The 26783-nt window shown below is 74.5% G+C and carries 23 protein-coding genes and 1 pseudogene; 10 read left to right on the plus strand and 14 right to left on the minus strand.

The features are described 5' to 3' along the window. Positions 1 to 8: 8 nt before the first annotated feature. From ACIGO8_RS06690 to ACIGO8_RS06720, 7 genes are all read right to left on the minus strand, one after another. Positions 9 to 1226 (minus strand): histidine kinase, encoded by a 1218-nt coding sequence (locus ACIGO8_RS06690; RefSeq protein WP_399724910.1) that lies wholly within the window; start codon positions 1224 to 1226, stop codon positions 9 to 11. Continuing rightward, a complete protein-coding gene (locus ACIGO8_RS06695) occupies positions 1223 to 2962 on the minus strand; it encodes a cation acetate symporter (protein ID WP_399724913.1) in 1740 nt (579 codons plus the stop codon). The genes ACIGO8_RS06690 and ACIGO8_RS06695 overlap by 4 nt, the downstream gene beginning before the upstream one ends. Before the next feature lie 10 nt (positions 2963 to 2972). Next, positions 2973 to 3377, minus strand: coding sequence for a hypothetical protein (locus ACIGO8_RS06700; RefSeq protein WP_399724915.1), 405 nt, complete (start codon positions 3375 to 3377; stop codon positions 2973 to 2975). Between the two features lie 77 nt (positions 3378 to 3454). After that, positions 3455 to 4252, minus strand: coding sequence for a LytR/AlgR family response regulator transcription factor (locus tag ACIGO8_RS06705; protein ID WP_399724918.1), 798 nt, complete (start codon positions 4250 to 4252; stop codon positions 3455 to 3457). A 10-nt stretch (positions 4253 to 4262) separates the two neighbouring features. Continuing rightward, positions 4263 to 5135: an Fpg/Nei family DNA glycosylase gene (locus ACIGO8_RS06710; RefSeq protein WP_399724921.1), complete on the minus strand. Its 873-nt coding sequence runs from the start codon at positions 5133 to 5135 to the stop codon at positions 4263 to 4265. A gap of 23 nt (positions 5136 to 5158) precedes the next feature. Continuing rightward, positions 5159 to 7333, minus strand: coding sequence for a SpoIIE family protein phosphatase (locus ACIGO8_RS06715; RefSeq protein WP_399724924.1), 2175 nt, complete (start codon positions 7331 to 7333; stop codon positions 5159 to 5161). Between the two features lie 88 nt (positions 7334 to 7421). Continuing rightward, the gene (locus ACIGO8_RS06720) at positions 7422 to 8600 is read right to left on the minus strand and encodes a DUF6777 domain-containing protein (protein ID WP_399724927.1); all 1179 of its coding nucleotides are present in this window, start codon (positions 8598 to 8600) and stop codon (positions 7422 to 7424) included. A gap of 185 nt (positions 8601 to 8785) precedes the next feature. Between ACIGO8_RS06720 and ACIGO8_RS06725 the strand changes: the two are divergent. The 4 genes and pseudogenes from ACIGO8_RS06725 to ACIGO8_RS06740 all read left to right on the plus strand — a co-directional run. Beyond that, positions 8786 to 9601 (plus strand): annotated as a pseudogene (locus tag ACIGO8_RS06725) (YndJ family protein); the annotation flags it as partial. A gap of 221 nt (positions 9602 to 9822) precedes the next feature. Continuing rightward, complete coding sequence (locus ACIGO8_RS06730) at positions 9823 to 10383, plus strand: DUF1990 family protein (protein WP_399724930.1); 561 nt, start codon at positions 9823 to 9825, stop codon at positions 10381 to 10383. Positions 10384 to 10432: 49 nt separating this feature from the next. Next, positions 10433 to 10609 (plus strand): hypothetical protein, encoded by a 177-nt coding sequence (locus tag ACIGO8_RS06735; RefSeq protein WP_399724934.1) that lies wholly within the window; start codon positions 10433 to 10435, stop codon positions 10607 to 10609. 22 nt (positions 10610 to 10631) lie between these two features. Further along, positions 10632 to 12062 (plus strand): lipase maturation factor family protein, encoded by a 1431-nt coding sequence (locus ACIGO8_RS06740; RefSeq protein WP_399724937.1) that lies wholly within the window; start codon positions 10632 to 10634, stop codon positions 12060 to 12062. A 161-nt stretch (positions 12063 to 12223) separates the two neighbouring features. Here the strand turns inward: ACIGO8_RS06740 and ACIGO8_RS06745 are convergent, their stop codons facing one another. The 3 genes from ACIGO8_RS06745 to ACIGO8_RS06755 all read right to left on the minus strand — a co-directional run bounded on the left by ACIGO8_RS06745 (position 12224) and on the right by ACIGO8_RS06755 (position 14974). Continuing rightward, positions 12224 to 12394, minus strand: coding sequence for a hypothetical protein (locus ACIGO8_RS06745; RefSeq protein ID WP_399724940.1), 171 nt, complete (start codon positions 12392 to 12394; stop codon positions 12224 to 12226). 309 nt (positions 12395 to 12703) lie between these two features. Further along, on the minus strand, positions 12704 to 14188 hold the full coding sequence (locus tag ACIGO8_RS06750) for an SDR family NAD(P)-dependent oxidoreductase (RefSeq protein ID WP_399724943.1): 1485 nt from the start codon (positions 14186 to 14188) through the stop codon (positions 12704 to 12706). Between the two features lie 75 nt (positions 14189 to 14263). Next, positions 14264 to 14974, minus strand: a complete 711-nt coding sequence (locus ACIGO8_RS06755) for an IucA/IucC family C-terminal-domain containing protein (protein ID WP_399724946.1) — start codon at positions 14972 to 14974, stop codon at positions 14264 to 14266. Positions 14975 to 15266: 292 nt separating this feature from the next. Between ACIGO8_RS06755 and ACIGO8_RS06760 the strand changes: the two genes are divergently transcribed. Beyond that, entirely contained in the window at positions 15267 to 16325 is a 1059-nt protein-coding gene (locus tag ACIGO8_RS06760; protein WP_399724949.1) for a DMT family transporter, read from the plus strand. Here ACIGO8_RS06760 and ACIGO8_RS06765 read toward each other — a convergent pair. The 4 genes from ACIGO8_RS06765 to ACIGO8_RS06780 all read right to left on the minus strand — a co-directional run bounded on the left by ACIGO8_RS06765 (position 16206) and on the right by ACIGO8_RS06780 (position 21104). Then, a complete protein-coding gene (locus ACIGO8_RS06765) occupies positions 16206 to 17516 on the minus strand; it encodes a transglycosylase family protein (RefSeq protein WP_399724952.1) in 1311 nt (436 codons plus the stop codon). The two genes, ACIGO8_RS06760 and ACIGO8_RS06765, sit on opposite strands and share 120 nt — an antisense overlap. Before the next feature lie 376 nt (positions 17517 to 17892). Continuing rightward, the gene (locus ACIGO8_RS06770) at positions 17893 to 18237 is read right to left on the minus strand and encodes a GNAT family N-acetyltransferase (protein WP_399724954.1); all 345 of its coding nucleotides are present in this window, start codon (positions 18235 to 18237) and stop codon (positions 17893 to 17895) included. A 36-nt stretch (positions 18238 to 18273) separates the two neighbouring features. After that, entirely contained in the window at positions 18274 to 18702 is a 429-nt protein-coding gene (gene panD / locus ACIGO8_RS06775) for an aspartate 1-decarboxylase (protein WP_399724957.1), read from the minus strand. Between the two features lie 137 nt (positions 18703 to 18839). Beyond that, positions 18840 to 21104, minus strand: coding sequence for an MMPL family transporter (locus ACIGO8_RS06780; protein WP_399724960.1), 2265 nt, complete (start codon positions 21102 to 21104; stop codon positions 18840 to 18842). A gap of 175 nt (positions 21105 to 21279) precedes the next feature. Between ACIGO8_RS06780 and ACIGO8_RS06785 the strand changes: the two genes are divergently transcribed. The 5 genes from ACIGO8_RS06785 (at position 21280) to ACIGO8_RS06805 (ending at position 26771) form a co-directional block, all read left to right on the plus strand. Continuing rightward, positions 21280 to 22452: a sensor histidine kinase gene (locus ACIGO8_RS06785; protein WP_399724963.1), complete on the plus strand. Its 1173-nt coding sequence runs from the start codon at positions 21280 to 21282 to the stop codon at positions 22450 to 22452. Then, entirely contained in the window at positions 22427 to 23089 is a 663-nt protein-coding gene (locus tag ACIGO8_RS06790; RefSeq protein WP_399724966.1) for a response regulator, read from the plus strand. The genes ACIGO8_RS06785 and ACIGO8_RS06790 overlap by 26 nt, the downstream gene beginning before the upstream one ends. Positions 23090 to 23233: 144 nt before the next feature. Next, positions 23234 to 24487, plus strand: coding sequence for an NAD(P)/FAD-dependent oxidoreductase (locus ACIGO8_RS06795; RefSeq protein WP_399724969.1), 1254 nt, complete (start codon positions 23234 to 23236; stop codon positions 24485 to 24487). 5 nt (positions 24488 to 24492) lie between these two features. After that, the gene (locus tag ACIGO8_RS06800; protein ID WP_399724972.1) at positions 24493 to 25482 is read left to right on the plus strand and encodes a sigma-70 family RNA polymerase sigma factor; all 990 of its coding nucleotides are present in this window, start codon (positions 24493 to 24495) and stop codon (positions 25480 to 25482) included. A 134-nt stretch (positions 25483 to 25616) separates the two neighbouring features. Beyond that, positions 25617 to 26771 (plus strand): PP2C family protein-serine/threonine phosphatase, encoded by a 1155-nt coding sequence (locus tag ACIGO8_RS06805; protein ID WP_399724975.1) that lies wholly within the window; start codon positions 25617 to 25619, stop codon positions 26769 to 26771. Positions 26772 to 26783: the final 12 nt, after the last annotated feature.

Here is a 26783-nt window from a genome sequence, read left to right on the forward strand (position 1 = left end):
GGTCGCTGTCAGGCCGTCGGGTGCACGCCGGGACGGTACTTGGGGATCCGTACGGTCACCTTCATGCCCGCGCCGACGCCGGTCTCGATGACGAGCCCGTACGCGGACCCGTACACCTGGCGGAGCCGTTCGTCCACGTTGGACAGGCCGAGCCCGGAGGCGGAGGGCCGCTCGCCGCGCAGGATCGCGCGCAGCGCCTCCGGGTCCATGCCGACGCCGTCGTCCTCGACCGTCACCTCCGCCTCGGCGCCCGCGTCGCGGGCCGCGATCACCACCCGGCAGCCCTCGGCGGAGTCCTCCAGGCCGTGCTTGACCGCGTTCTCCACCAGCGGCTGCAGACAGAGGAAGGGCAGCGTCACCGGCAGCACCTCCGGCGCGATCCGCAGCGTCACCTTGAGGCGGTCGCCGAAGCGGGCGCCGGCGAGCGCCAGATACTGCTCGATGGCCCGCAGTTCGTCGGCGAGCTGGGCGAACTCGCCGTGCCGCCGGAAGGAGTAGCGGGTGAAGTCGGCGAACTCCAGCAGCAGTTCACGGGCCCGCTCCGGATCGGTGCGGACGAACGAGGCGATCGCGGCGAGCGAGTTGAAGATGAAGTGCGGGGAGATCTGGGCGCGCAGGGCGCGGATCTCCGCCTCCACCATCCGGGTCCGCGACCGGTCCAGCTCGGCCAGTTCCAGCTGGACCGACACCCAGCGGGCCACCTCCGTCGCCGCCCGCACCAGGACCGCCGACTCGCGCGAGCCGTACGCGACGAGGGCGCCGAGCACGCCGTCCTCGCCGGTCAGCGGGGCGACCACGGCCCAGCGCAGCGGGCAGGAGACGTCCGTGCGGTCCTCGGGGCAGTCGGTCTGCGCGGAGCGGCTGCGTCCGGACGCGAGGGTCTCGGCGACCAGCTCCACGACCCGGTCGCGGTGGTGCCCTTCGCCCGGCCCGTCCCAGGCCAGGACCGCCTCCCGGTCGGTGAGGCACAGCGCCTCGGTGCCGAGCAGCGAGCGCAGCCGGCCGGCCGCCTTGCGCGCGGTCTCCTCGGTGAGCCCGGCGCGCAGCGGCGGCGCGGCGAGCGAGGCGGTGTGCAGGGTGTGGAAGGTGGCGCGTTCGACGGGTGTGCCGAGGTCCAGGTCGGCCGAGCGGCGGCCGCGGCGGGCGGTGATCCGGCCGAGGACGAAGCCGGCGGCCAGCAGCACGGCGCCCACGGCCCCGGCGGCGGCCAGCGCGATGCCGCTCACCGCCCGGCCGCCCGGGCCTGCGGTTCCGGCCGGCCGCTGAACTCCTCCGGCAGGTGCAGCCGGGCCAGGATGCGGGGCGTGCCGGCCGGGACGCTGCGCGGTGTCGCGAGGGAGACCAGGACCATGCTGAGGAAGCCGAGCGGCACCGACCAGACGGCCGGCCAGGCCATCAGGGTGTGCGCCCAGCCTCCCGGCGGCAGTCCGGCCCGGGTGGCCATGACGGCGGTCAGCGCCGAGCCGCCGCCGAGCAGGAGTCCGGCGACGGCGCCGGGCGGGGTGAGCCGGCGCCACCAGATGCCGAGGACGAGCAGCGGGCAGAAGGAGGAGGCGGAGACCGCGAAGGCGAGCCCGACGGCGTCGGCGACCGGCACCTTGGAGGCGACGACGCCGACGGTCAGCGGCACGGCCGTGGCGAGCAGCGTCGCGAGCCGGAAGTGCCGGACGCCCCGGGAGGGCAGCACGTCCTGGGTGAGGACGCCGGCGACCGCCATGGTGAGGCCGGAGGCGGTCGACAGGAACGCGGCGAAGGCGCCGCCGGCGAGGAGCGCGCCCAGCAGGTCGCCGAGGACGCCGCCGAGCATCCGCTCGGGCAGCACGAGCACCGCGGCGTCCGCGGCGCCGGTGAGGGCGAGTTCGGGCGCGTAGATCCGGCCGAGCGCGCCGTAGAGCGGTGGCAGCAGGTAGAAGACGCCGACCAGGCCGAGGACGACGAGGGTGGTGCGGCGGGCGGCGCCGCCGTGCGGGCTGGTGTAGAAGCGGACGGCGACGTGCGGCAGGCCCATGGTGCCGAGGAAGGTGGCGAGGATCAGGCCGTAGGTGGCGTACAGCTGGTGGCCGTCGCGGCCGCCGGCCAGCGGCTGGGACCAGCCGAGCGGATCGGCGCCCGTGGTGGCGCGCTCCGGGACGGGCGCGCCCGCCGGGAAGGCGAGTTCGGTGCCGGCCTCGACGCGGTGGGTGCCCGGGCGCAGGGTCACCGTGCTCCGCTCGTAGGCGTGCTCGTCGACCCGGCCGGTGACGGTGAGGGTCAGCGGGGCGCCGACCTCGATCCGGACGGTGTCGGCGATCCGGACGGTGGTGTGGTCCCGCAGGACGGCCGGGGCGTCGAAGCGGGCGCGTGGGGCGCCGTCGCCGTACCAGGCCGTCACGAGGAAGAGGGCCGGCACGAGCAGGGCGGTGAGCTTGAGGCCGTACTGGAAGGCCTGGACGAAGGTGATGCTGCGCATGCCGCCGGCGGCGACGATGCCGGTGACGACGAGCGCGACGACGAGGCCGCCGAGCCAGTCGGGCGCGCCGGTGAGGATCTCCAGGGTGAGCCCGGCGCCCTGGAGTTGGGGCAGCAGGTAGAGCCAGCCGATGCCGGCGACGAAGAGGCTGGCGAGCCTGCGGACCTGCGGCGACTCCAGGCGGGCCTCGGCGAAGTCGGAGAGCGTGTAGGCACCGGAGCGGCGCAGCGGGGCCGCGACGAAGAGCAGCAGCACGAGGTGGCCGGCGGTGTAGCCGACCGGGTACCAGAGCATGTCGGGGCCCTGGAGGAGGACGAGTCCCGCGATGCCGAGGAAGGAGGCCGCGGAGAGGTACTCGCCGCTGATCGCGGCGGCGTTGAGGCGCGGGCCCGCGGTGCGGGAGGCCACGTAGAAGTCGGAGGTGGTGCGCGAGATCCGCAGGCCCAAGGCGCCGATGAGGACGGTGGCGAGGACGACGGCGGTGACGGCGGCGACGGCGTAGCTGTGGTTCACGGGCGGGTGTTCACCGCTCCACGAGACCGGTGAAGTCGCGTTCGTTGCGCTCGGCGCGCCGGACGTACCAGTGGGCGACGGCCCATACGACCGGGTGCACGCCGACCCCGAGCGTGATCCACACGGCGGCCTCGGGAGCGGGCAGGGCGAGCAGCAGCGGCAGCGAGCCGACGAGCAGCACGAGCGCCCCGAGGCCGGTGAGGGCGGCGCGCAGCTGGCTGCGCATCAGGGAGCGGACGTAGGTGTGCCCGAGGGTGGTCTGCTCGCTGATCTCGGAACGCGCGGGCGCGTGGTGCGGGCGCGGCCCGGGCACGCCCGCGGCGGCCACGGCCGAGGCGTGGGTGACGGTCTCGCGCCGGGGCCGGCGCCGGAGGTCGCCCCGGCCGGAGGCGTGGGGCGGGTGGTGTTCGGACATCGGCGTCCGCTCTCTCACGGGCTGGTGGGCCCGTGGAGTGTACGCGGACGGGCTCCCGGCCCGGTAGGGGTCGCCGGTCAGCCGCCCGCGCGGCGCATCAGCAGGTCGCGCAGGTGGCGGGCGTGGCGTCGGGAGACGGCGAGTTCGGTGCTGCCGACGCGGACGGAGGTGGCGCCCGCGTCGAGGCGGAGTTCGTCGATGCGGGCGAGGGCGACGAGGTGGCTGCGGTGGATGCGGACGAAGCCGCGGGCGGCCCACCGCTCCTCCAGGGTGGACAGCGGGATGCGGACGAGGTGGCTGCCGTGGTCGGTGTGCAGGCGGGCGTAGTCGCCGTGCGCCTCCACGTAGGCGATGTCGTCGACGGACACGAAGCGGGTGACGCCGCCGAGTTCGACCGGGATCTGCTCGGGAGCGGGCGCGGGCGCCGGCACGGGCGCGGGCGCGGAGGAGGCCGCCGGGGCGCCGGCCCGCACCAGGTCGTGGACGCGGCGGACGGCCTCGGCGAGGCGTTCGCGGCGCACCGGCTTGAGCACGTAGTCGACGGCCTCCAGGTCGAAGGCCTGGACGGCGAAGCCCTCGTGGGCGGTGACGAACACGATCAGCGGCGGGCGGGCGAAGCCGCCGAGCAGCCGGGCCAGTTCGAGCCCGCCGAGGCCGGGCATGTGGATGTCGAGGAAGACGACGTCGATGCCTCCGGCGCCGTCCGCGCCCGGGCCGGCGCCGGCTCCGGCCTCGAGGGCGCGCCCGATCCTGCGCAGTGCCTCGGTGGCGTCGCCCGCGCCCTCGGCGCTGCGGACCCGCGGGTCGGCCCGCAGCAGGTAGAGCAGTTCCCCGAGGGCCGGCGCCTCGTCGTCGACGGCCAGTACGCGCAGCATGCGGCGGAGTCTATTTGAGGAGTTTCGACAGGCGCCGGTCGGCGAGCGGTTTGCCGCCGGTCTGGCAGGTGGGGCAGTACTGGAGGGAGGAGTCGCTGAAGGAGACCTCGCGGATGGTGTCGCCGCAGACCGGGCAGGGTTCGCCGGTGCGGCCGTGGACGCGCAGGCCGCTCTTCTTCTCGGCCTTCAGCTTGCCGGCGGCGAGGCCGTGGGAGCGTTCGACGGCCTCGGCCAGGGTGGTGCGCAGAGCGGTGTAGAGGGTGGCGGTCTCGTCGGGTGTGAGGTTCTGGGTGGGTTTGAACGGCGACATCTTCGCGGCGTGCAGGATCTCGTCGCTGTAGGCGTTGCCGATGCCGGCGATGAGGCTCTGGTCGCGCAGGGCGCCCTTGAGCTGGCGCCGTTCGCCGGAGAGCAGGGCGGTGAAGGCGGCGAGGTCGAAGTCGTCGGCGAGCGGGTCGGGTCCGAGGCGGGCGACGCCCGGCACGTCCTCGGGCGCGCGGACGAGGTGGACGGCGAGGCGCTTGGTGGTGCCGGCCTCGGTGAGGTCGAAGCCGTCGCCGCCGGTGAGCGCGACCCGCAGCGCCAGCGGGCCCTTGCCGGGCCGCGGCGGCCCGGAGGGCAGCACGTCCTTCCACTGGAGCCAGCCGGCCCGGGCGAGGTGCGCGAGCAGGTGGAGGGTGCCGGCCGGGCCCTCGGTGGCGATGTCGAGGAACTTGCCGTGCCGGGCGATGCCGGTGACCCGGGCGCCGTCGAGCGCGCCGAGCGGCGGATCGTAGGTCTTGAGGACGCTGATCGCGACGGGCAGCACGCGGGCGATCTCCTTGCCCACGAGACGGTCGTCGAGGAAGTCTCGGAGGGCTTCGACCTCGGGCAGCTCGGGCATGTCCCCACCCTGCCGCAACCGCGTCAGGGGCGCCTCTCGTACGCCTCGAAGCCGCCGAGCGCCTCGTAGGCCTCGTAGGCCTCGTGGTGCTCCAGCTGCTCGTACACCTTCTCCTCCTCGCTCTCCCGGGTGACGAACTCGCACCACACGCACTTGCCGCCGCCGCGCGGCTCGACGCCCCACACGTCGGAGATGCGGTCCACGAGCAGCAGGCCGCGGCCCGAGACGCCGGACTCGCCGGCCTCGCGGCGGCGCGGCAGCGCGCTGGAGCGGTCCTCGACCTCGACGCGGAGGCGGCGTTCGGGTCCGGCCAGCATGCGCAGGGTCACGACGGCGCCGCCGTCGGTGTGCATCAGGGCGTTGGTCATGAGTTCGTCGGCGACGAGCTCGATCTCGTCGGAGCGGGCGGCCGCGCCCCAGGCGCGCACGGCGGCGCGGATCATGTGCCGGGCCGAGCTGAGCGCCTCGGGGTCGTTCTGGCCCACGTGCTGCTGGAGGCGGCCGCCGGGCTGCGGCGGGTGGGCGCCCTCGCGGCGCAGCAGCAGGATCGCCACGTCGTCCTCGCCGCCGCGGTCGCCGACGACCTCGCACAGGTGGTCGGCGAGCGGCCCGAGGTCCCGGGGTCCGTGTCTGACCAGCGAGGAGAGCCATTCGAGCCCTTCGTCGAGGTCGGCGCCGGGCTTCTCGACGAGACCGTCGGTGTAGAGCATGAGGGTGTGGCCCGGGTCGAGCTCCACGGTGGTGACCGGGTAGTCGAGGCGGCCGAACTCGGCGGACAGGCCGAGCGGGAGGCCTCCTTCGACGGGGACGCGGTGCGCGCTGCCGTCGGGGTGGCGGACGAGCGGGTCGACGTGTCCGGCGCGGACGATCTGGACGAGGCCGGTGGCCGGGTCGGTCTCCGCGTAGGTGCAGGTGGCGAAGCGGTCGGTGTCGAGCTCGTGCAGGAAGACGGAGGCGCGGGCCATGACGGTCGCCGGGGTGTGGCCCTCGGCGGCGTAGGCGCGCAGCACGATCCGCAGCTGTCCCATGACGGCGGCGGCGTGCGTGTCGTGGCCCTGGACGTCGCCGATGATCGCGCCGACCCGGCCGCCGGGCAGCGGGATGATGTCGTACCAGTCGCCGCCGACGTCCCGGCCGAGCCGGGCGGAGCGGTAGCGGACGGCTATCTGGGCGCCGGGCACGTCGGGGATGCGGCGGGGCAGCATGGCCTGCTGGAGGCCCTCGGCGAGGTCGTGCTCCTGCTCGTACAGCATGGCGCGCTGGAGGCTCTGGGCGATGGAGCTGCCGAGCGCGACGAGCAGGTTGCGCTCGTCGGCGCTGAAGCCGGTGCGGTCGCTGTAGAGCAGGCCGAGGGCGCCGATCGGGCGGGCCTGGGCGATGAGCGGGAGATACACGGCTGAGGTGATGCCGAGCCCGCTGATGTGGGGCCACAGGACCGGGTAGGAGGCGGCGAAGTCCTCGGGCGACTCGATGAAGCGGGGCCGCAGGGTGCGGACGACCTCGCTCATCGGGTACGGCTCGTCCACCCGGGTGAAGCGGGTGCCGGGCACGAACGCGCCGTCGGGTCCTTCGGCCACCAGATGGATCCGCCCGGCCTCCAGGAGGCCCATGACGAGGCTGGCGGCGCCGAAGTGCTCCATGCCCTGGGAGTCGTTGAGCAGGTCGATGATGTCCTGGACGGTGCCGGCGTGGGCGAGGGCTGCGGTCATGCCCTCGACGACGCTGGTGCGCTGGCGGCGCCCTTCGTCGAGGCCGAGCCGGGCCGCGGACTCGGTCAGCTCCTCGGAGGCGTCGCGGACGATGCCGACGATACGGCAGGGGCGGCCGTCCTCGTCGCGGCGGACCAGGCCCTGGGTGTGGGTCCAGCGCTGGACGCCGGCGCGGGTGCGGATGCGGAAGTACGCGCCGTAGCGCTCGCTGCCGTCCTTGAGCGCCTGGGCGACCAGGGTGTCGAGGCGGCGGCTCTCGTCGGGCAGGACGCGCACGCCGAGGGTCGCGGGGAAGCCGTCGTAGTCGGCCGGGTCCATGTCGAAGACGTCCAGGGCGCCCTCGTCCATGGTCATCCGGCCGGTGAGCAGGTCCCAGTCGAAACTGCCCATCCGGAACTCCCGGCCGAACTCGTGCAGGAAGCAGCAGCCCGCTTCCGCCTCGCAGCGGCACTGCCCGGCCGCTTCCCCGCCCCGTCTGCCCGCGTTCATGAGGGCCACGCTAGGCGCACCTCCGGGCGCGCGCACGGGGAAAGATCGGCACAGCTTGGCAACAACGTCCGCGCGGGCACGGGAAGGGTCAGCCTTCGAAGGTCTCGGGCTGCCGGGGCGCGGTGTCGCCGGGGAACAGGTCGTCGAATGAGGGCGGCGGTTCGGGCGCCGGGACCTGCTCGCCGGGCCCGTCCGGTACGGCGGGCGTCTCGGGTACGGCGGGGCCGTCGGGTCCGTCCGGTACGGCGGGGGCCTCGGGTGCCGGGCCGTCGGGGAGGGGCACGCCGGCGCTGTCGTCCGGCGCGGGCGGGCTGACGGGATCGCGGGGCGCCGGGTCGGCGGGCGGGGCCACCTCGTGCGGCCGGGCGGGGCTGGCGGGACCGGTGGGCGGCTGGTCCGCCGGGCCGTCCGGCAGCGGCGCGGGCGGTGCGGCCACGAGGTCGCAGGTGGCGGGATCGCACGGCGGCAGGACGTCGGGCCTGCGGTCCCCGTCGCCGCCGCTGCCGGTCCTGCGCTCGATCCAGCTGTTGCCGGCGGCGTCGGCGATCACGAGCTTGGTGACGACGTTCGCGGTCGGGGTGATGACGACGACCCGGTCCGGCCGGTAGCCGGCCCAGGGCTGTCCGGCGTGGCCGGCGCCGGGCGCGGCGGCCGGCGTGCGCAGCGGGTTGCCGCAGGCGCAGCGGACGCGCGGGGTGCCGTAGTGGTCGACGAGGACGGCGGTGCCCGCCTGGAGGACGGACTGGAAGACGGTGGCGCCGCCGTCCTGGAAGCCGTGGCTGGTGACGCGGGTGTCGGCGCGCAGCAGGACCGGGGTGAGGCCGCGGAGCCACGGGGCGAGGTTGTTCTCGGGGATGCCGGCGGCCTTGGCGAAGGCGCGGGCCTTGTTCTGGTCCGCGGTGAGGTAGTTGATCTGCTGCTCGACGTTGCAGCTGGCGACGGCGAGGGTGCCGCCGTAGAGGCCGGGTGTGGCGCCGGTGAGCGAGCGGCCGGCCGGGGCGGCGCCGGTGACGCCGGTGGCGGCGGGCGCGCCCCGCACGGCGGGAGCGCCCTCCAGGGCGGTGGACGGCGTGAAGGGGGCCGGGCCCTGGTCGGTGGCGGGCTGGAGCAGCACCTCACGGGCCGGGGTCGCGGCGGCGGTCCGCTCCGCGCCGGGTTCGCCGCGGTCGCCGGCGCCGCAGCCGGAGATCAGCAGGGCCGTGACCAGCGCGGCGATCGCGCAGGCACCGGTCCGCGTGGAGGGCCATCGTCCGGATGCGTCGCGCACTGGGTCTCCCACCTCTCGCCCCGGGTCGTCCCTTCATGTCTGCCGCAGGGGCCGCAGGGCCGCAATCAGGGGGCGTCCATCCGGTGCCGTAACGGACGGCCACCCCGCCCTTGAACGTGTTCAAGGAAGGCTCTACGCTCGTCCCGACGAAAGCTTGAACGCGTTCAACAGGGGGTGCCCGTGCCATGTCCGTGCTCGTCGGACTGATCGTGACGCTGGGAATGACGCTCGTCGTCCCGGCGGGGCTGCGGCTCGTCGGCGGCCCCGAACCGGCCGGCCTGCGCCTGCTGCGCCGGGCCTGGCCGCTGCTCGCCGTACCCGGAGCGGTCTCTCTCTGGCTGCCCCGCGCCACACCGCTCGCCGTGGCGCTTGCCGGCGTCTACGCCCTCGCCACCCTGGCGCTCGCGCTCCACGCGCCCGCCCGCCTCGCCCTCACCCGTTCCCTGGCACCGGCCGAGATCGCGGTGCTCACCGCCCTGGTGACGCCGGCCGTCGCGGGCCTGGCCCTGGTCGCCGAACGCGCCGGAAAGGAGCTGTTCGGCTTCGAGCTCGGCATCCTCGCCCTCACCGTGCCCCACTTCCACTTCGCCGGCTTCGCCGCGGCCCTGGTGGCCGGACTCGTCTGCCGCACGGCCGGCGGCCGGGCCACCCGCTTCGCGGCACTCAGCGTCCCGCTCGGCACCCTGCTCGTCCTGCTCGGCTACTTCGTCGACGACTGGGCCGAACTCGCCGGCGCCCTCGTCCTCACCGCGGGCATGTGGGCGGTCGCCCTCACCACCTGGCGCGAGCTGCGGACCACCGCGCCCGACCCGGTCACCCGTGCCCTGCTCGGGACCTCGGCCGCGGTCCTGGTCGCCACCATGCTGCTCGCGCTCAGCTGGGCGCTCGGTGAGGCCACCGGGCTGCCGCACCCGAGCCTGACGTGGATGGCCGCCACCCACGGCCTCGGCAACGCGCTCGGCTTCGCGCTCTGCTCGCTGCTCGCCTGGCACCGCCTGCGGCCGCCGGTCGAGGGCCCGGCCCCGTCCCGTACCGCACCCGCCGCCACGGACCCGCACACCGGCACCGGCACCGGCACCGGCAGCAGCACCGGCACCGGCACCACCCGACGGACCGGCACCGCCGCGCGCGCCGGCACCGGCCCTCGTACCGCCACCGACCCGCGCGCCGTCACCCGCCCTCATACCGCCACCACCCTCACCCACCGGACGGAGCTCCCGGCATGACCCGCCTCATCCGCAGCCTCTCGGACCACACCGCCGCTTCGCCCGCCGCCGGGCCGAACTACCCCGAGGTCGGCGCCACCCGCACCGGGCCGCTGCCCGCCGCCGGCTACCACCATCTGCACCACACCGCCCGCGTCGGCCACGGCCCCGACGCCTTCGCGGCCGCCGGCGCCGCCGTCACCACCTGGGCGATGCACCGCGCGACCGGCGCCCGGGTGACGAGCGCGGCGGAGCGCGCCGAGCCCGGCGTGACGCTCGAGGTGTCGCTGGGCCTCGGCCCGGTCCGCTTCACCGCGCCCTGCCAGGTCATCTGGACCTCGCACACCGAGACGGAGAGCGGCTTCGCCTACGGCACCCTCGCCGGGCACCCGGAGCGCGGCGAGGAGTCCTTCCTCGTCCACCTGCACGAGGACGGCTCGGTGTGGTTCACCGTCACCGCCTTCAGCCGGGCCGCGGCCTGGTACACCCGGCTCGGCGGGCCGGTCGTCCGGGCCCTCCAGCTCGCCTACGCCCGCCGCCTCGGCCGCGCGCTGGCGGGTCTCGTCGCGGGCCGATGAGAGTTACGCTCCTTCTGTACTCATCCGTACGCGCCTTGAGGAGGCGGCCATGAGCCAGTACGAGAGTCAGTACGACGAGTACACCAGTCCCTCGCAGGCCGAGGGCGAGCGCCTCGACGAGGACCTCGACACCGCGCAGAAGCGGCAGATCCACCCGATGACCCAGCGGACCACACCGTCCCAGGCGGAGGGCGAACGCTCGGCGGACGAGGACGAGAAGCGCTGAGCTCCGCCACCGGACGCGCCGGATGGAGTGGTTCACCGCACCCGACTACTGGCTGAGCCGGATCGTCTTCCAGCGCGGGCTCGCCGGGCTCTACCTCGTCGCGTTCCTCTCGGCGGCCCTGCAGTTCCGGGCGCTCATCGGCGCGCGCGGGATGCTCCCGGTGCCGGAGTACGTGCGCCTGGTCCCGGCCCGCCGGGCGCCCAGCCTCTTCCAGTGGCGCTACTCCGACGGCCTCTTCGCGGCCGTCGCGTGGGGTGGCGCGGGCCTCGCCCTCGCGATGGCGGCCGGTGTGGGCGACGCGGTGCCGCTGCCGGTCTCGATGCTGCTGTGGCTGGTGCTCTGGGCGCTGTACCTGTCGATCGTGAACGTGGGGCAGACCTGGTACTCCTTCGGCTGGGAGTCGCTGCTCCTGGAGACCGGCTTCCTCGCCGTCCTGCTCGGCAACGACGACACCGGGCCGCCGGTCCTCGTCCTGTTCCTGCTGCGCTGGCTGCTGTTCCGGGTCGAGTTCGGCGCCGGGCTCATCAAGATCCGCGGTGATCGCTGCTGGCGCGACCTGACCTGCCTGTACCACCACCACGAGACCCAGCCCATGCCCGGACCGCTGAGCTGGTTCTTCCACCACCTCCCGAAGCCGCTGCACAAGGCCGAGTGCGCGGCCAACCACGCCGTCCAGCTCGGGGTGCCCGTCCTCCTCTTCACGCCGCAGCCGATCGCGACCGCGGCCGCCGGGCTGATGGTCGTGACCCAGCTGTGGCTGGTGCTCTCCGGGAACTTCGCCTGGCTGAACTGGATCACCATCGTCCTCGCCCTCTCCGCGGTCGACGGCTCCCTCCTCGCCGGCGACGACCATCCGCAGCCCGAGGCCCCGCTGTGGTACGTGGTCGTGGTGTGCGCCGCCACCGCCCTGATCCTCTTCCTCAGCCGGCGGCCGGTGCGCAACCTGCTCTCCCGCCGCCAGGCCATGAACCGCTCCTTCGACCCGCTCCACCTGGTCAACACCTACGGCGCCTTCGGCACGGTCGGCCGGGTGCGCGACGAGATCGCGATCGAGGGCACCGACGACCCGGACCCGCGGCCGGGCACGGTGTGGCGGGAGTACGGCTTCAAGGGCAAGCCCGGCGACCCGCGCCGGCTGCCGCGCCAGTTCGCCCCGTACCATCTGCGGCTCGACTGGCTGATGTGGTTCGCGGCCCTGTCGCCCGGCTACGCCCGCGACTGGTTCGGGCCCTTCGTCGAGCGGCTGCTCACCGGCGACCGGGACACCCTGCGGCTGCTGCGCCACAACCCGTTCCCGGACGCGCCGCCCACGCATGTGCGGGCCCGGCTCTACCGCTACCGGTACACCACCTGGCGCGAGCTGCGCACGACCGGCGCCTGGTGGCACCGCACGCTGCTGCGCGAGTACATGCCGCCGATCCGGCTGCGGGAGCCCGTGGGGCGGGACCGCTGACCGGACCGCTGACCGGGACCGCTGGGGGAGCCCTGCGGCCGGCCACGCCGGCCCGGCCCCGCGAACCGGTCCCGCCCCGCCCGTGGACACGCCCCTTGACACGCCCGTGCCCCCGGACCGTGGGAACGGCCGGGGGCACGGGGCGAAGCGACAGTCGCGACTCAGTCGATTCCGGGCAGGATGTGCGGCTCGGCGAGGTCGTCCTCGTAGCCGGCGAGTCGGATCGGGGCCGAGCGGGCCCACACTTCGAGGCTTCCCAGCTCTCCGGACCGGCGCGTCCGCTCGGTCCGTTCGGCCGGGGGCTGTTCCTGCTGGGTCAGTTCTGGTGTCACCGCGCACTCCTTTGTGTCGCGTTCAAGGGGACAGGGGGCCGTTCGGTCGCGGTGGCGCCGTTTCTCCGGGCGGGACCGCGGCCTTGGTGGCAGGCCTGTCCCCGGGCCGGCCGTGAGGGTTCGGTGAAACCCCGGTGGCCGACCGTGGACATCAGACTAACCAGATGAGCGCCCAAGTGCTCTATGGGGCACGAAAGTGTGACGCGTTCGAGTGACAGTGGCGCGTTCGCGGCCCGTTCTTGGCTCGTTCGCGGCCCGTTTTCCCAGCTCAACGCCCGATCATCGATCAAACGCGCGGGCCGCGACCGCCTACCACTTGCCCGGCGCGTAGTCCTTCATGAAGACGCCGTACAGGTCCTCGCCCTGCTCGCCGCGCACGATCGGGTCGTAGACGCGGGCCGCGCCGTCGACCAGGTCGAGCGGGGCGTGGAAGCCCTCCTCGGCGAGTCGCAGCTTGTCGAAGTGCGGACGCTCGTCGGTGATCCAGCCGGTGTCGACGGAGGTCATGAGGATGCCGTCGGTCTGGAACATCTCCTCCGCGCTGGTCCGCGTCACCATGTTGATCGCGGCCTTGGCGGCGTTGGTGTTCGGGTGACCGGCGCCCTTGTAGCCGCGGCTGAAGACGCCCTCCATCGCGGAGACGTTGACGACGTACGCGCGCTTGCTCGCGGCCTTCGCCGCCGCCTCGGCCATCGCCGGCCGCAGCTTGCTGATCAGGATGAACGGCGCCGTGTAGTTGCACAGCTGGGTCTCGAGCAGCTCCACCGGCGAGATCTGCTCGATGGTCTGCACCCAGGTGTTGGTGTCGACCACGTCCGGCACCAGGCCGCCCGCGTCGATGGCGGTGCCCGCGTGGTGGCGCTCGATGCTCGCGTTGCCGGCGACCAGGGCGAGGTCCGCGACCTGCTGGGCGTCCAGACCGCTCACGCCGGCGGGCAGCGCGGCCGGGCCGCCGAGCTCGCCGACGGCGCCGGAGTCGAAGGCGCCGATGACGTGGTGCGGCGGGAGCTCGCCGGCGGGCAGCGGGGCGTTCTCGCCCTCGACCAGGGCGGCGTACGCGGAGGGCAGGCGGCGCACGGTCTGCGTCGCGTTGTTGACCAGGATGTCGAGCGGGCCGGCCTCGGCGACCTGGTCGGCGAGCGCCACGGCCTGGGCCGGGTCGCGCAGGTCGATGCCCACGACCTCCAGGCGGTGCAGCCAGTCCGCCGAGTCCTCCATGGCCGTGAAGCGGCGGATGGCGTCCTTGGGGAAGCGGGTGGTGACGGTGGTGTGCGCGCCGTCGCGGAGCAGCCGCAGCGCGATGTACATGCCGATCTTGGCCCGGCCGCCGGTGAGCAGGGCGCGCTTGCCGGTGAGGTCGGCGCGGGCCTCGCGGCGGGCCCGGTTCTCGGCGGCGCAGGGCTGGCAGAGCTGGTGGTAGAAGTAGTCGACCTCGACGTACCGCGTCTTGCAGACGTAGCAGGAGCGGGGCCGCTGGAGTATGCCGGCGATGTTCCCGGCCTCGGTGACCGAGGAGGGCAGGATGCCCTCGGTCTCGTCGTCGATGCGCTGGGCGGAGCCGGTCGCGGTGGCCTCGGTGACCGCCTTGTCGTGGGCGGTCTTGGCGGCCCGGCGCTCCTGGCGGCGGCGCTGCTTCACGGTGCGGTAGATGCCGGCGGTGGCCCGCCGGACGGCGATCGCGTCCGGGTGGTCGACCTCCAGCTTGTCGAGCTCGTCGAGCACGCTCAGGCAGACGGCCAGGCGCTCGGGGTCGATGCCCGGCCCGTAGTCCTGGGTCTCTTCAGTCACCGTCATGGCCTTCGTCGTTCCTCGATCGCTCGTGCCGTCACCACTGGCCGCCTCTGCGAAGGCGTTTCCAAAGACGCAACTTTACGGAGCGGGAGGCCGCCGCTCCAAACCCTTGCCGGGAGCGTGGTCGAACACACAGTCGCCGCACAGGCCTCCGGACGGGCAGCGATAGTAGAGGCAGCAGCTGGTACGGCGCAGGGCGGAGCCGCGGACCGTACGCGCGAGGTCCGGGTGGTCGAAGAGGCCCTGGACCAGTGCGGCGGCGCGTTCGGCGACCTCCGGGCGGTCGTGGGCGCGGGCCCAGCGGGTCAGTTCGCGCAGCGCACCGGCGAGCGCGGAGCCGGCGTTGCCCCACAGCAGGCGCGGGGAGATCCGGCCGTCGCGGGCGAAGGCGGCGTGCAGCGGGACGAGGTGGGCCTCGTGGACGGCGGCGCGCAGCTCGGCGACCGTGCCCGGGCGGCCCTCGGTGCCCGACCACCACAGGTCGTCGGGAGAGCTGACCGCGCCGTCCCAGTGCAGCGTGTCGGGCGCGAGGTCGGGGAAGCGGCCGTGCAGCGCGGCCGGGCCGAGGGCGGTGGACCACAGGCGGGCGGCGAGGCCGAGATGGGCGACGGAGGCGCCGACCCGGCGTTCGGGTGCGCCGAGGCGGGCGGCGACCCGGTCGACGCGGGCGGTGAGCGGGCCGTCGTGACCGGCGTAGAGACGGGCGAGGGGCGCGTGGGTCCCGTGGCCGGGAGCGGTGGTGCGCAGGGCGAAGAAGCCGCCGATCCGTGCGCTCTCGACGAGATCCACCCGGTGTCCTTCCGTACGTCGCGGTCCGGGGCCCGTCGGCCCCGGGAGCACACGCTACGGGCCAATGTGGACCGCTCCGGCGGCCGGGCGGCTCGGAATGAGCGGCTCCGCGAGGCCTCGGCCGTGCCGCCCGGTCCGGCCCGGGCGCCGGAAAGGTCGCGTTCCGCCCGTCCTGACCTGCGGAGGCGTACATCCCGAGGTGTACGCGGGGCGCTCGTACTCCGTCCGCTGTACGGGAGATCGCGTTCCCAGGTACGACGACGTGAACGCCCGGAAGAGAGATCGTGGAGGTATGAGTCCCCTCGTGCTGTCCGTGCTCCTGTCGCTGGTCTCGGCGGTCGCCTACGCGGCCGCGGCGATCGTGCAGGAGCGGGTCGCGGCCTCGGCCTCCGGGCCGACCTACGCGCCGCTGCGCCGGCCCGCGTGGTGGGGCGCCGTGCTGCTGACCGGCCTCGGCGCGGCCCTGCACGTGGCGGCGCTCGCGTACGGGCCGCTCAGCCTGGTCCAGCCGCTGGGCGCCCTGACGATCGTGTGCGCGCTGCCGATGGCGGCGCTGTTCGGGAGCCGCCGGGCCGGGCGCGGCGCCTGGTGGGGCGCGGGCATGGCGACCGCGGGCCTGGCCGGGCTGCTCAGCCTGACCGGTGGCACGGGGAGCCAGTCGCTCGCGTCGGACGACCGCCGAATGCTGGCGCTCGTCGCGTTCGGCGCGGTGGCGGTGCTCTTCGCGCTGGCCCGCCTGGTGGGCCGCTCGGTGCTGCGCGGTGTGGTGCTCGCCGCGGCGGCCGGCATCGCCTTCGGGATCGCGTCGGTCTTCACCAAGACCGTGGCCGTGGACTTCGCGCCGGGCGCTCCGCTCGCCCAGTGGCCGAGCCTGCTGGTGCTCTCGGCGTTCGCGGTCACCGGGCTGCTGCTCTCGCAGGCGTCGTACCGGGGCGCGGGGCTCGCCGCCCCGCTGGCCACGGTGACGGTGGTCAACCCGGTGATCGCCGCGACCGTCGGCCTGACCCTGTTCGGCGAGTCCTTCCGGTACGGGACGGCCGGCGCCGTCGCGGCCCTGATCTGCGGCGCGGTGGCGGCGGGCGGCCTGATCCGGCTCACGCTGGACCGGCTGGCCCGGCCGGAGGACACGCCGTCGGCGTCAGGGCCGGCGGCGGGTCCGGGACCGGCGTCGGGGTCTGCGCCCGAACCGGCGACGGGACCGTCGACGGGATCGGGGCCGGCGGCGCCGGGATCAGATCGAGACGCCGCGGGCCCTGAGGTAGGCCAGGGGATCGATGTCGGAGCCGTACCCGGGACCCGTGCGCATCTCGAAGTGGAGATGCGGCCCCGAAGTGTTGCCGGTCGATCCTGACCGGGCGATCCGCTGGCCGGCGCCGACCCGCTGGCCCTCCCGCACGGTGAGGGCGGACAGATGCGCGTACTGGCTGTAGCGGCCGTCCTCGTGCCGGATGACGATCTGGTAGCCGTACGCGCCGCCCCAGCCGGCGGAGACGACCCGGCCGGAGGCCACGGCCCGTACGGAGGTGCCGGTGGGCACGGGGAAGTCGACGCCCGTGTGATACCCGCTGGACCAGGAGGAGCCCTGGACGCGGTAGCGGGTGCCGACGTCGGTGTCGGCGACGGGCGAGGTGAAGCGGTCGGCGGCGGGCGCGGGCCTCGGCGCGGGCCTGGCGGCCGGCTTGGCGGCGGGCCTCGCGGCCGCCTGCTTGGCGGGCGGGGCCGGCGGCCTGGACGCCGGAGCCTTGGCGACGGGCTTCGTGGCGGGCTTCGGCTGCGCCTTGGGCTGAGTCTTCGGCTGGGCCTTGGGCTCGGCTTTCGGCTGCGCCTTGGGCGGGGCTTTCGGCTGGGTCTTGGCGGGGGCCTCAGGCGCGGCCGCGGGCGCGGCCATCCGCAGGGTGAGGCGCTGACCGGGGTGGATGAGGTCGGGATCCCCGCCGACGACCTGGCGGTTGCGCTCGTAGAGCCGCTTCCAGCCGCCCTGGACGTGCTCGTCGCGGGCGATCTTCGACAGCGAGTCGCCCGGCGTGACGGTGTACATCTCGCGGACGGCCGGGACGGTCGTGGGAGTGGCGGGCGCGCTGCGCTGGGCCGGTAACGCGGTCTGCGCGAGCGGCCGGACGCGCTCGGTCTGCGGCGCGGGACCGGCCGCCGGGCCGCCCCGTTCCAGCCCGGCGCGGGGCGCGCAGGCCGGCCAGGCGCCCGGGCCCTGGCCCTTGAGCACGCGCTCGGCGACGGCGATCTGCTGGTCCTTGGAGGCGAGGTCGGCACGCGGAGCGAAGTGCGTCCCGCCGTAACGCTCCCAGGTGGACTGGCTGAACTGCAGGCCGCCGAAGTAGCCGTTGCCGGTGTTGATCTGCCAGTTCGACGAGGACTCGCAGGACGCGAGTTTCTCCCAGACGTCCAGCGAGGCGGCCTGCGCCGTACCGGCCCCGATCAGCGGCAGGGCCATGCCGGCGCCGCCGGCGGTGACGGTGAGCGAGGCCCGGTTGATCCGGCTCGGCTGGTACCGGCGGTGTTTTCCGCGTGTCCCGCGTACGGCCATGGGCCCCCCTCGAACGCATCGGCAGTCGCCCACGGTAGGGGCGCGCAACGATGCGTGACAAGGGTTTCGGGCCGATCGCCGGCCGGGTTCGTCAGCTCGTCACAGTCCGGCGGGGCCGGGCTGCGGCTGGGGCTCCGGATCCGGTACGGGCGTGGGCTGCGGCGACGGTACGGGGCCGGGCGGCGGAACCGGCGGGGGCACCGGGGACGGCGGTCCGGGCGCGGGCGGCCCGGGTGTGGGCAGCGGGTCCGGGACCGGGGGCTGTGTCATGAGGTACTCCGATGTGCGGGGACAGGTCCGTTCCAGCGTCTACCGGTCCGTCTGCCCCCGCTCGCGGTGCCCATTCATTCGGGTGGCCCGCCCGGGCCACCGGCGTTCACCAGAGTTCGGGCGTGGCCTTGAGCTGGCGCTTGGCCGCCCGGACGACCTCGTCCGCGGGCACCGGGGCCTCGTCGGGATGCCGCTCGGCCCACTTCGCCGCGTACGGGCAGAGCGGCACGACGGGAACGCCTTCGGCGGCCGCCATCCGGTAGAACTCGCGCACCAGCGACCCGGCGACGCCCTTGCCCTCGTGCGTCGCCTCGACCACCGTGTGCACGGCCACGAGCGCGTGCGGTTCCTCGGACAGCGTGAAGTAGACGACGACACCGGCGTAGTCGCCGTCGTCGAACGCCTCCAGGCGTCCCTTCTCCCGGTCGTCGCGGATGGTCAGCTCGGCCATGTACGGCTCTCCCTCGGCTGCTCGCGCGGACCCGGCTCAGCCGCGGGCGGCGGGCACGGCGTGCGGCGGCCGCACCGTGTCGCTCCCGGGCACGGGCGCCGACGCGTCGCCGCCGAGCTCCACGATGCGGTTGTCCGCGTCGACATGCACGACGCGCGGCACGAAGCCACGCGCCTCCTCGCTCGTCATCTGGCCGTAGCTGATGAGGATGACCAGGTCTCCGGGATGCACGAGATGCGCGGCGGCCCCGTTGATCCCGATGACACCCGAGCCGCGCTCGCCCTCGATGACGTACGTCTCCAGCCGTGCCCCGTTGTCGATGTCCACGATGTGCACCAACTCGCCGGGCAGCAGGTCGGCGGCTTCCATCAGCTCGGCGTCGACGGTGACGGAGCCGACGTAGTGCAGGTCGGCCTGCGTGACGGTGGCGCGATGGATCTTCGACTTGAACATGGTGCGAAGCATGAAGAAACTCCCGATTTCGTCTGCTCCCTGCCTGCTTCTGCAGGTCAAGGGCGTCCTTCGGAGCCTACAACGGTTCGCGCGTCCGATCAGCAGTCCCCGGGTGTCGCCCAACTCACTCCGGCCGACGGGTCGAACGGTCAGCCAGCCGTGGGCGCGAGGCCGCTCCCCGGGGAGGCCGCGGCGGTGTCGTCGGTGCCGAGCGGGCCGCGGGGAAGGATCCGGTCCAGCCACGTCGGAAGCCACCAGTTGGTCCGGCCGAGGAGGGTCATGGTCGCCGGCACCAGCACCATGCGGACGACCGTGGCGTCGATGAAGATCGCGGTGGCCAGGCCGAGTCCGAACATCTTGGTGGAAGGGTCCTCGGCGACGGCGAAGGACAGGAAGACCGCCACCATGATGAGCGCGGCCGAGGTGATGATCCGGGCGGTGCCCGAGAGGCCCTCGACGATCGCCGTGCCGTTGTCGCCGGTGCGCTGGTACTCCTCGCGTACGCGGGAGAGGAGGAACACCTCGTAGTCCATCGACAGGCCGAAGAGGATGGCGAAGAGGAACATCGGGATGAACGACACGATCGGCACGGTCGCTTCCAGCCCGACGAGTGCGCCTGCCCAGCCCCACTGGAAGACCGCGACCATGATGCCGTAGGCCGCGCCGATGCTCAGGAGGTTCAGCAGGACCGCCTTGAGCGGTACGAGGACCGAGCGGAAGACCAGCATCAGCAGCAGGAACGACATCGCCAGGACGGCGGCGACGAGCAGCGGCAGGCGCTCGCTGGTGCGGCGGCCCACGTCGGACAGGCTCGCGGCGGCGCCGCCGACGTGGGCCCTGGCCGGGCCCTGCCCGATCGCCGTGGGCAGCACGTCGGTGCGCAGCCGGGCGACGGTGTCGGCCGTGGCCTCGTCCTGAGGGCTGGTGGTCGGGAACACCACGAGGGTCGCGATGCCGGTGGCCCGGTCGAGGTGCGTCGGCGCGACGGACGCGATGCCCGGATCCGCCGCGACCGCCCCGGCGAGTCGGTCCATCACTCCCGGATCGCCGGCGGGGTCCGCGGCGATGACGAGGGGACCGTTGGTGCCCGGGCCGAACCCCTCGGCGACGAGGTCGTAGGCCCGGCGCTCGGTACGGCTGGGAGGCAGTGAGCCGTCGTCGGGCAGGCCGACCCGCAGGCCGAGCACGGGCAGCGTCGCGGTCAGCAGCAGTACCGCCGCGCCGACCGCGTACGGCACCGGGTGCCGGTTGACGTGCCCGATCCAGCGACGCCACCCGGTGGCGTGGGCGGCGCCCGCCGCCGGGTGGCGCCGCCGTGCGAGCCTGCCCGGCTTCCTGCTCTGCAGGGCCCGGCCGATCCGGCCGCCCCGGGCCAGGCGCGGGCCCGCGGCGCCGAGGAAGGCCGGCAGCAGCGTCACCGACGCGAGCACCATCGTCAGGACGACGATCGAGACGGCGAGCCCGCCCACCGTCATGAACGGCACGTTCGCGACCGCCAGACCGAGGATCGACACGACGACGGTGCCGCCGGCGAAGACCACCGGCCGCCCCGCCGTCGCCACCGCCCGCCCGGCCGCCGCCTGCGGATCGAGCCCGCACGCGAGGTACTCCCGGTGCCTGGCGAGCACGAACAGCGCGTAGTCGATGCCCACTCCGAGCCCCACCATGCTGCCCAGGACCGGTGCGAAGGTCGGAACCTCCGTCACTCCCGCCAGCAGCGTCATCGTGGCGACCCCGACGGTCAGCCCGAAGACCGCCATGCCGATCGGCAGCGCGGCGGCGACGAGCGAACCGAACGCCAGGAACAGGATCGCGGCCGCGGCGAGGAGGCCGATCAGCTCGCTCGCGCCGCCGTCGGGGTCGGAGAAGACGTAGAAGAGGTTCCCGCCCATCTCGATGCGCAGGGGCAGTTCGGCGCGCATCCGGTCGCCGAGACCGACGAGGGCGTGGAGGTCTTCGGCCGACAGCCGGCTCTGGTCGGGGTACTGCACCCGGACGACCGCGATCCGCCCGTCGGCCGAGACCAGGCCGCCGCGCACGGCGGTGTCCCCGCCCGCGTCGAGCGCCCCCGCCGGGTCGCTCGTGCCGAGCACGTGCGGCAGCCGCAGCACCTCGGCCCGCAGCCGCGTGAGAGCGGTGCGCGCGCCGTCGTCAGCGAAGAACGTCGCACCGTCGTCGAGGGGAGTGACGACCACTTGGGCGGTCATCCCCTCCTGGCCGGTGCCCGCCCGCTCGATCAGTTCCGCGGCCCGTTCGGAGTCCAGTCCGGGAGCCGTCATCGAGTCCGCGGTCCGCCCGCCGAAGGCGACGGCGGCGAGGACGGCGAGCGTGGCGGCGATCAGCCATGCCGCGACCACCCGCCAGGGATGGCGGGCAGCGGCCCCGCCCAGGCGCAACAGGGCTTTCGAGAGCATCGGTTCCTCCAACCACCTCGTCGGCCGTCCGTGTACGGCCGCCGATGCAGAGGTTCGTCGCCGCGGCGCTGCGCGGCATCGGCCCGCGGGCCGCGGATCCGTCGGCCCCGGGGCGGAGTGACGACCCGTACTTTCGGCCGATGCGCGGCACGCCGCGGTCCCTAGGCTGAGAACCGTGTTCCGAGACGACCTGCGAACCCTGTGGACCGAACCCCGGCCGCCTGACGCGCCCGCCCGGGTGTGGCGGGACTGGGCGCTGCTCGCCGCGGGCCTTGCCGGGGTGGCGCTGGAGGCCACCTTGCGTGAGGACGTCGTGTGGCGGCCGGTGGCGGTGGTGGTCGCCGTATGGCTGTGCCTGCTGCTCCTGTGGCGCCGGACCCGCCCGCTGGCGACGGTGACGCTGGCGTTCGGCGCGGTGGTCCTGCTTCCGGTGGCCTCGCTCGTCGCCGCACCGCGTGAGCCCGTCGGCCTGTACGTCGGCGCGGTCGTGCTCGTGCTCGTGTACGCGCTGCCGCGGTGGGGATCGGGACGCGAGATCGTGCTGGGCACCGCGGTGATCCTCGCGGCCGGCGTGCTGTGTTCCGTCACGGACGAGACGCCGGTCCTCGAGAACGTCGTGGGCCTCGTCTTCCTGCTGCTGCCCGGCGTGATCGGGGCCGCCGTGCGGTTCCGGGTGACCGCGCGCGAGCGGCAGGTGGAGCAGGTGCGTTCCCGCGAGCGCGAGCAGCTCGCCCGGGAACTGCACGACACGGTGGCCCACCACGTGTCGGCCATGGTGATCATCGCCCAGGCGGGCCGGGTGCTCGCGGACGCCGACCCGTCCGCCGCCGTCGAGGCGCTGGAAGGGGTCGAGGAGGAAGGAGCGCGCACGCTGGAGGAGATGCGTGCCATGGTCGCCGCGCTGCGCGACCGCGGGGTCGGCGCCGAGCTGGCGCCCCCGGCCGGAGTCGCGGATCTGGAGCGCCTGGTGCGCACCCCGGGTGGCCGCCTCAGGGTCGACCTGGGGCTCGACGGCGAAGTGGACGCGCTGCCCCCGGCCGTGGACGCGGCCGTCTACCGGATCGTGCAGGAGTCGGTGACCAACGCGCTGCGCCATGCGGTCGACGCGACCGAGCTCGTCGTCCGGGTCGCCGCGGATCGGCACACGGTACGGGTGAGCGTGCGCGACGACGGCCGGCGCACCGGACGGGGTCGCGACGGATACGGACTTACCGGACTGCGCGAGCGCGCGACGCTGCTCGGCGGCACACTACGAGCCGGCCCGGGTACCGACCGGGGCTGGCACGTGGAAGCCGAACTGCCGAGAGCGAGGAGCGAGAGCGGTGTCGATTCGCGTCCTCGTCGCTGACGACCAGACGATCATCCGCACCGGGTTGCGGATCATGCTGAACGCCCAGTCCGGCATCGAGGTGATCGGCGAGGCCGCCGACGGGCGGGAAGCGGTGCGTCTGGCCCGCGAACTGCGCCCCGACGTCTGCCTGTTCGACATCCGCATGCCCGTACTCGACGGTCTCGAGGCCACCCGGCTGGTCGCCGGCCCGGGCGTCGCCGACCCGCTGGCCGTGGTCGTCATCACCACGTTCGACCTCGACGAGTACGTCTACGGGGCGCTGCGTGCCGGCGCCCGCGGATTCCTCCTCAAGGACACGGGGCCGGACCTTCTGGCGCAGGCCGTACGGTCGGCGTCCGACGGTGAGGCGCTCATCGCGCCCAGCGTCACCGTCCGTCTGCTCCAGGCCTTCGCCGACCTGCCCGCCGGCCGGCCCGCGGCCCAGCCGGTCTCCCCCGTCACCGCCCGCGAGGAGCAGGTGCTCCTCGCCGTCGCTCGCGGCCTGACCAACACCGAGATCGCCGACACGCTGCACATCAGCCTCAGCACGGTGAAGACGCATCTGGCGAGCCTGATGGCCAAACTCGGCGCCCGCAACCGGGTCGAGATCGCGATGTGGGCCTACGAGACGCGCCGCATCCTCCCCGGCACCTGAGCCGGGTGTGCTCTTCGCCCGCGCTCACGGAAGCGACGGCCTCGCCGGTCGGTGACGCACGTCACACGCGGTTCCTGTCAGGAATCGGGGTGCTGCTCCGCTCAGGTCATCGGAAGCAAGCGAACCGACCGACGGGAGCGTCCTATGAAGCACCGCATCGTCGTCCTCGGCGCCGGCTATGCCGGGGCCTTCGTGGCCGGGGCCCTGGCCCGTCGGCTGTCACCGGAGGATGCCGAGATCACCGTGGTCAACGCCGAGCCGGACTTCGTCCAGCGGCTGCGGCTGCACCAGCTCGCGGCGGGCCAGGAGATCGAGGCGCCGCGGCTCGCCGACGTGTTCGCGGGGACGGGCGTGCGGCTGCGCCTGGCCCGGGTCACCGCGGTCGCGCCGGAGCGCCGGGTCGTCGCGGTGGCCGACGCCGCCGGCGACGGCGAGGCCGGCGAAAACGGCGAAACCGGCGAGGAGCTCGCGTACGACACGCTGGTCTACGCGCTCGGCAGCCACGTCGCCGACCAGGGTGTGCCCGGCGTGGCCGAGCATGCCTTCGACGTCGCCGGCCGTCCGGCGGCGCGGCGCCTGCGCGAGCGCCTGGACGGCCTGGCCGGACCCGGCGAAGGCGGCAGGGTGGTCGTCGTCGGCGACGGGCTGACGGGCATCGAGACCGCCACCGAGATCGCCGAGTCCCGGCCCGGCCTCTCGGTGACGCTGATCGCTCGCGGCGAGCTCGGCGCCGCCCTCTCGCCCGGCGCGCGCGGCCACCTGCGCCGGGCCTGCGACCGGCTCGGCGTCACCGTCCGGGAGCACACCCGCGTCGAAGCCGTCGAGGCGGCCCGGGTGCTGTGCGAGGACGGCACCGCGCTGGAGTCCGACGCGACCGTGTGGGCGGCCGGCTTCGCGGTCGGCCCGCTCGCGGCCGCCGGCGGGCTCGAGGTCACCGAGCAGGGCCGGATCGTCGTCGACCACGCCATGCGGTCGGTCTCGCACCCGGACGTCTACGCCGTCGGCGACAGCGCCCACGCCCTCGGCGACGACGGCAGGCCGCTGCCGATGTCCTGCGCCTCGGCCGGCTACACCGGTATGCGGGCCGTGGCCTCGATCGTGACACGCCTGACGGGCCGCACCATCCGGAGCACCAAGCTGCAGTACGTGGGCAACCACATCAGCCTCGGCAGGCGGGACGGGATCCTCCAGACGGTCGACGGCGAGGCGCGGCCGAAGCCGGCGTACGTGGGCGGCCGGAAGGCCGCCCGGATCAAGGCGGGCATCCTCCGGTTGTCGCTGTGGTCCACCTCGCACCCGACCTTCGGCCTGCCCCGGCGCAGGCACCGCCTGGCCGCCGTGCCGCCCGCGGCGGCGGAGAGGACCGTCGCGCGGCCGGCCGGGGTCCGCCTACCGTGATCCCCGTGGACGACTCCCCCGTCACCGACGACCGCTTCGACACCGACCGCTTCGACACCGATCGCTTCGAGGCCGGCCGGAACCGGCTGGCCTCGCTGGCGTACCGGCTGCTCGGCTCCGCCGCCGACGCCGAGGACGCCGTGCAGGACGCGTTCCTGCACTGGCAGGCCGCCGACCGCCGGCGGATCGAGGTGCCGGAGGCATGGCTGACCAAGGTGGTCACCAACCTGTGCCTCGACCGGATCCGCTCGGCCCGGTACCGCCGTGAACGCGCCGCCGGCGCCTGGCTGCCCGAACCGCTCCTCGACGGCGATCCGATGCTCGGCCCGGCGGACACGTTCGAGCAGCGCGAGTCGGTCTCCCTGGCGGTGCTGACGCTCATGGAGCGCCTGTCTCCCGTCGAGCGGGCCGTGTACGTGCTGCGGGAGGCGTTCTCGTACAGCCATGCCGAGATCTCCGAGATCCTCGACGTCAGCGAGTCGGCGAGCCAGCAGCACCTCCACCGGGCGCGGCGGCGCGTCACCGCCACGCGCCGGGACGGCGGCGAGGTCGACCCGTCCTCCGCCCGCGGGATCGTCGAGGAATTCCTCGCCGCCGCCTCCTCGGGCCGTACGGAACGCCTGGTGGCGCTGCTCACCGACGACGTGACCGCGGTCTCCGACGGCGCAGGCCTGGCCGCGAAGCTGCTGCGGTTCGACACTCCGCGACGCGTCGCCACCGTCGTACGGGCCGGGTTCACCCCCACGCCCGCGAAGCGTCGCCTCGCCGGCGGCTCGCCCGCGGTGCACTACGCGGTCGTCAACGGCGGCCCGGCCGTCCTGTTCGTCCTCGACGACGGGGCCGTGGGCGACCGGGTCCTCGGCGCCGTGACCTTCGACGTCACGGCCGACGGGATCGCGGCCCTGCGCAGCATCGCGGCCCCGGCCCGCCTCGTCCGTCTCACCGGCGCCTGGCGGCGGCGGGAAACGTCCGCGCCGCTTATCGCCCGCTGGTGACGTCACGGGTCGGGCGTCCCGGAGCGGCGGGCGTGTGGGGGGGGGCGGACGTGTGGCGCGTGGCGCGGGTGGCGGGCGGGGCGGGCGGGGCGTAGCAACAGGACACGGTCCGGCAGCTGCGGTATGCCTTTCCCATGGATCCCCGCCGGCGGGCCTTCGTCCCGCGCCTTTCCCGGCGCGGCGGACGGCTGCTGCTCGCCGCGCCGTTCGCGCTGATCGCGGCGGTCACGGTGGTGGACATCCTGTCGCCGCCCGAGGTCCATCTGGGGCCGTTCCTGATCGCCGCGCCCGCGGTGACGGCGTCGTTCGCGGGGCCGCGGATGACGGCCTTCGTCGGTGCGGTCGCGGTGCTCGCCCAGACGGTGGTGGCGATCGTGCGGACGAGCGTCACCGACCTCAACCACACGTACCAGATCGTCGCCCTGGTCCTGATCTCGGTCATCGCCACCTTCTTCGCCCATCTGCGCGTACGGGACGAGAACCGGGTCACGCGCCTGCGTTCCATCGCGCACGCCGCCCAGAGCGTCGTCCTGCGTCCGCTGCCGCAGCGAGCGGGGCCGCTGCGCATCTCCTCCGTCTACCTGGCGGCGGAGGAGGAGGCGCAGATGGGCGGCGACCTGTACGCGGCGGCGCGTACGGCGTCGGGCACCCGGCTGCTGATCGGGGACGCGCGGGGCAAGGGCCTCGACGCGATCAGCGAGGCGTCGCTGGTCCTGGGCGCCTTCCGGGTCACGGCCGGTCGCGAGCAGGAGCTGCCGGACCTCGTCGCCCACCTGGAGGCGGGAGTCGGCTCGGCGGAGGAGACCGAGGGCGGACAGGGCCCCGGTCCCGAGACCGGCGAGGTCGTCGACGCCGCCGGGGCCGCCGGTGACGCGTACGAGGCCTTCGTCACGGCGCTCGTGCTCGACGTCCCCGACCAGGAGCCGGTGGTACGGCTGGTGAACTGCGGGCATCCGCCGCCGCTGCTCCTGAGCCGCGGGCGGGTGATCCCGCTCGACGCGGCCGACGCGAGGCCGCCGCTGGGCCTGTCGGACGTGCTGTCGCCCGACGTGACCGTGGAGACCTTCCCGTTCGGCGTCGGCGACGTGCTCCTGCTCTACACGGACGGCGTGGTGGAGGCCCGCGACCACCGGCGGGCCTTCTATCCGCTGGCCGAGCGGCTCACCGCCTGGGCCCGGGACGAGCCGCCGGTCCTGCTCGACCACCTGCGGGCCGACCTGCAGGCGTACGCGGGCGGGCATCTCGGCGACGACGCCGCCCTGGTCGCGGTCCAGCGCCTCACCGCCTAGCCGCCGTCCCAA

The organism is Streptomyces sp. NPDC053493 (assembly GCF_044544825.1).
Taxonomy (GTDB): Bacteria; Actinomycetota; Actinomycetes; order Streptomycetales; family Streptomycetaceae; genus Streptomyces.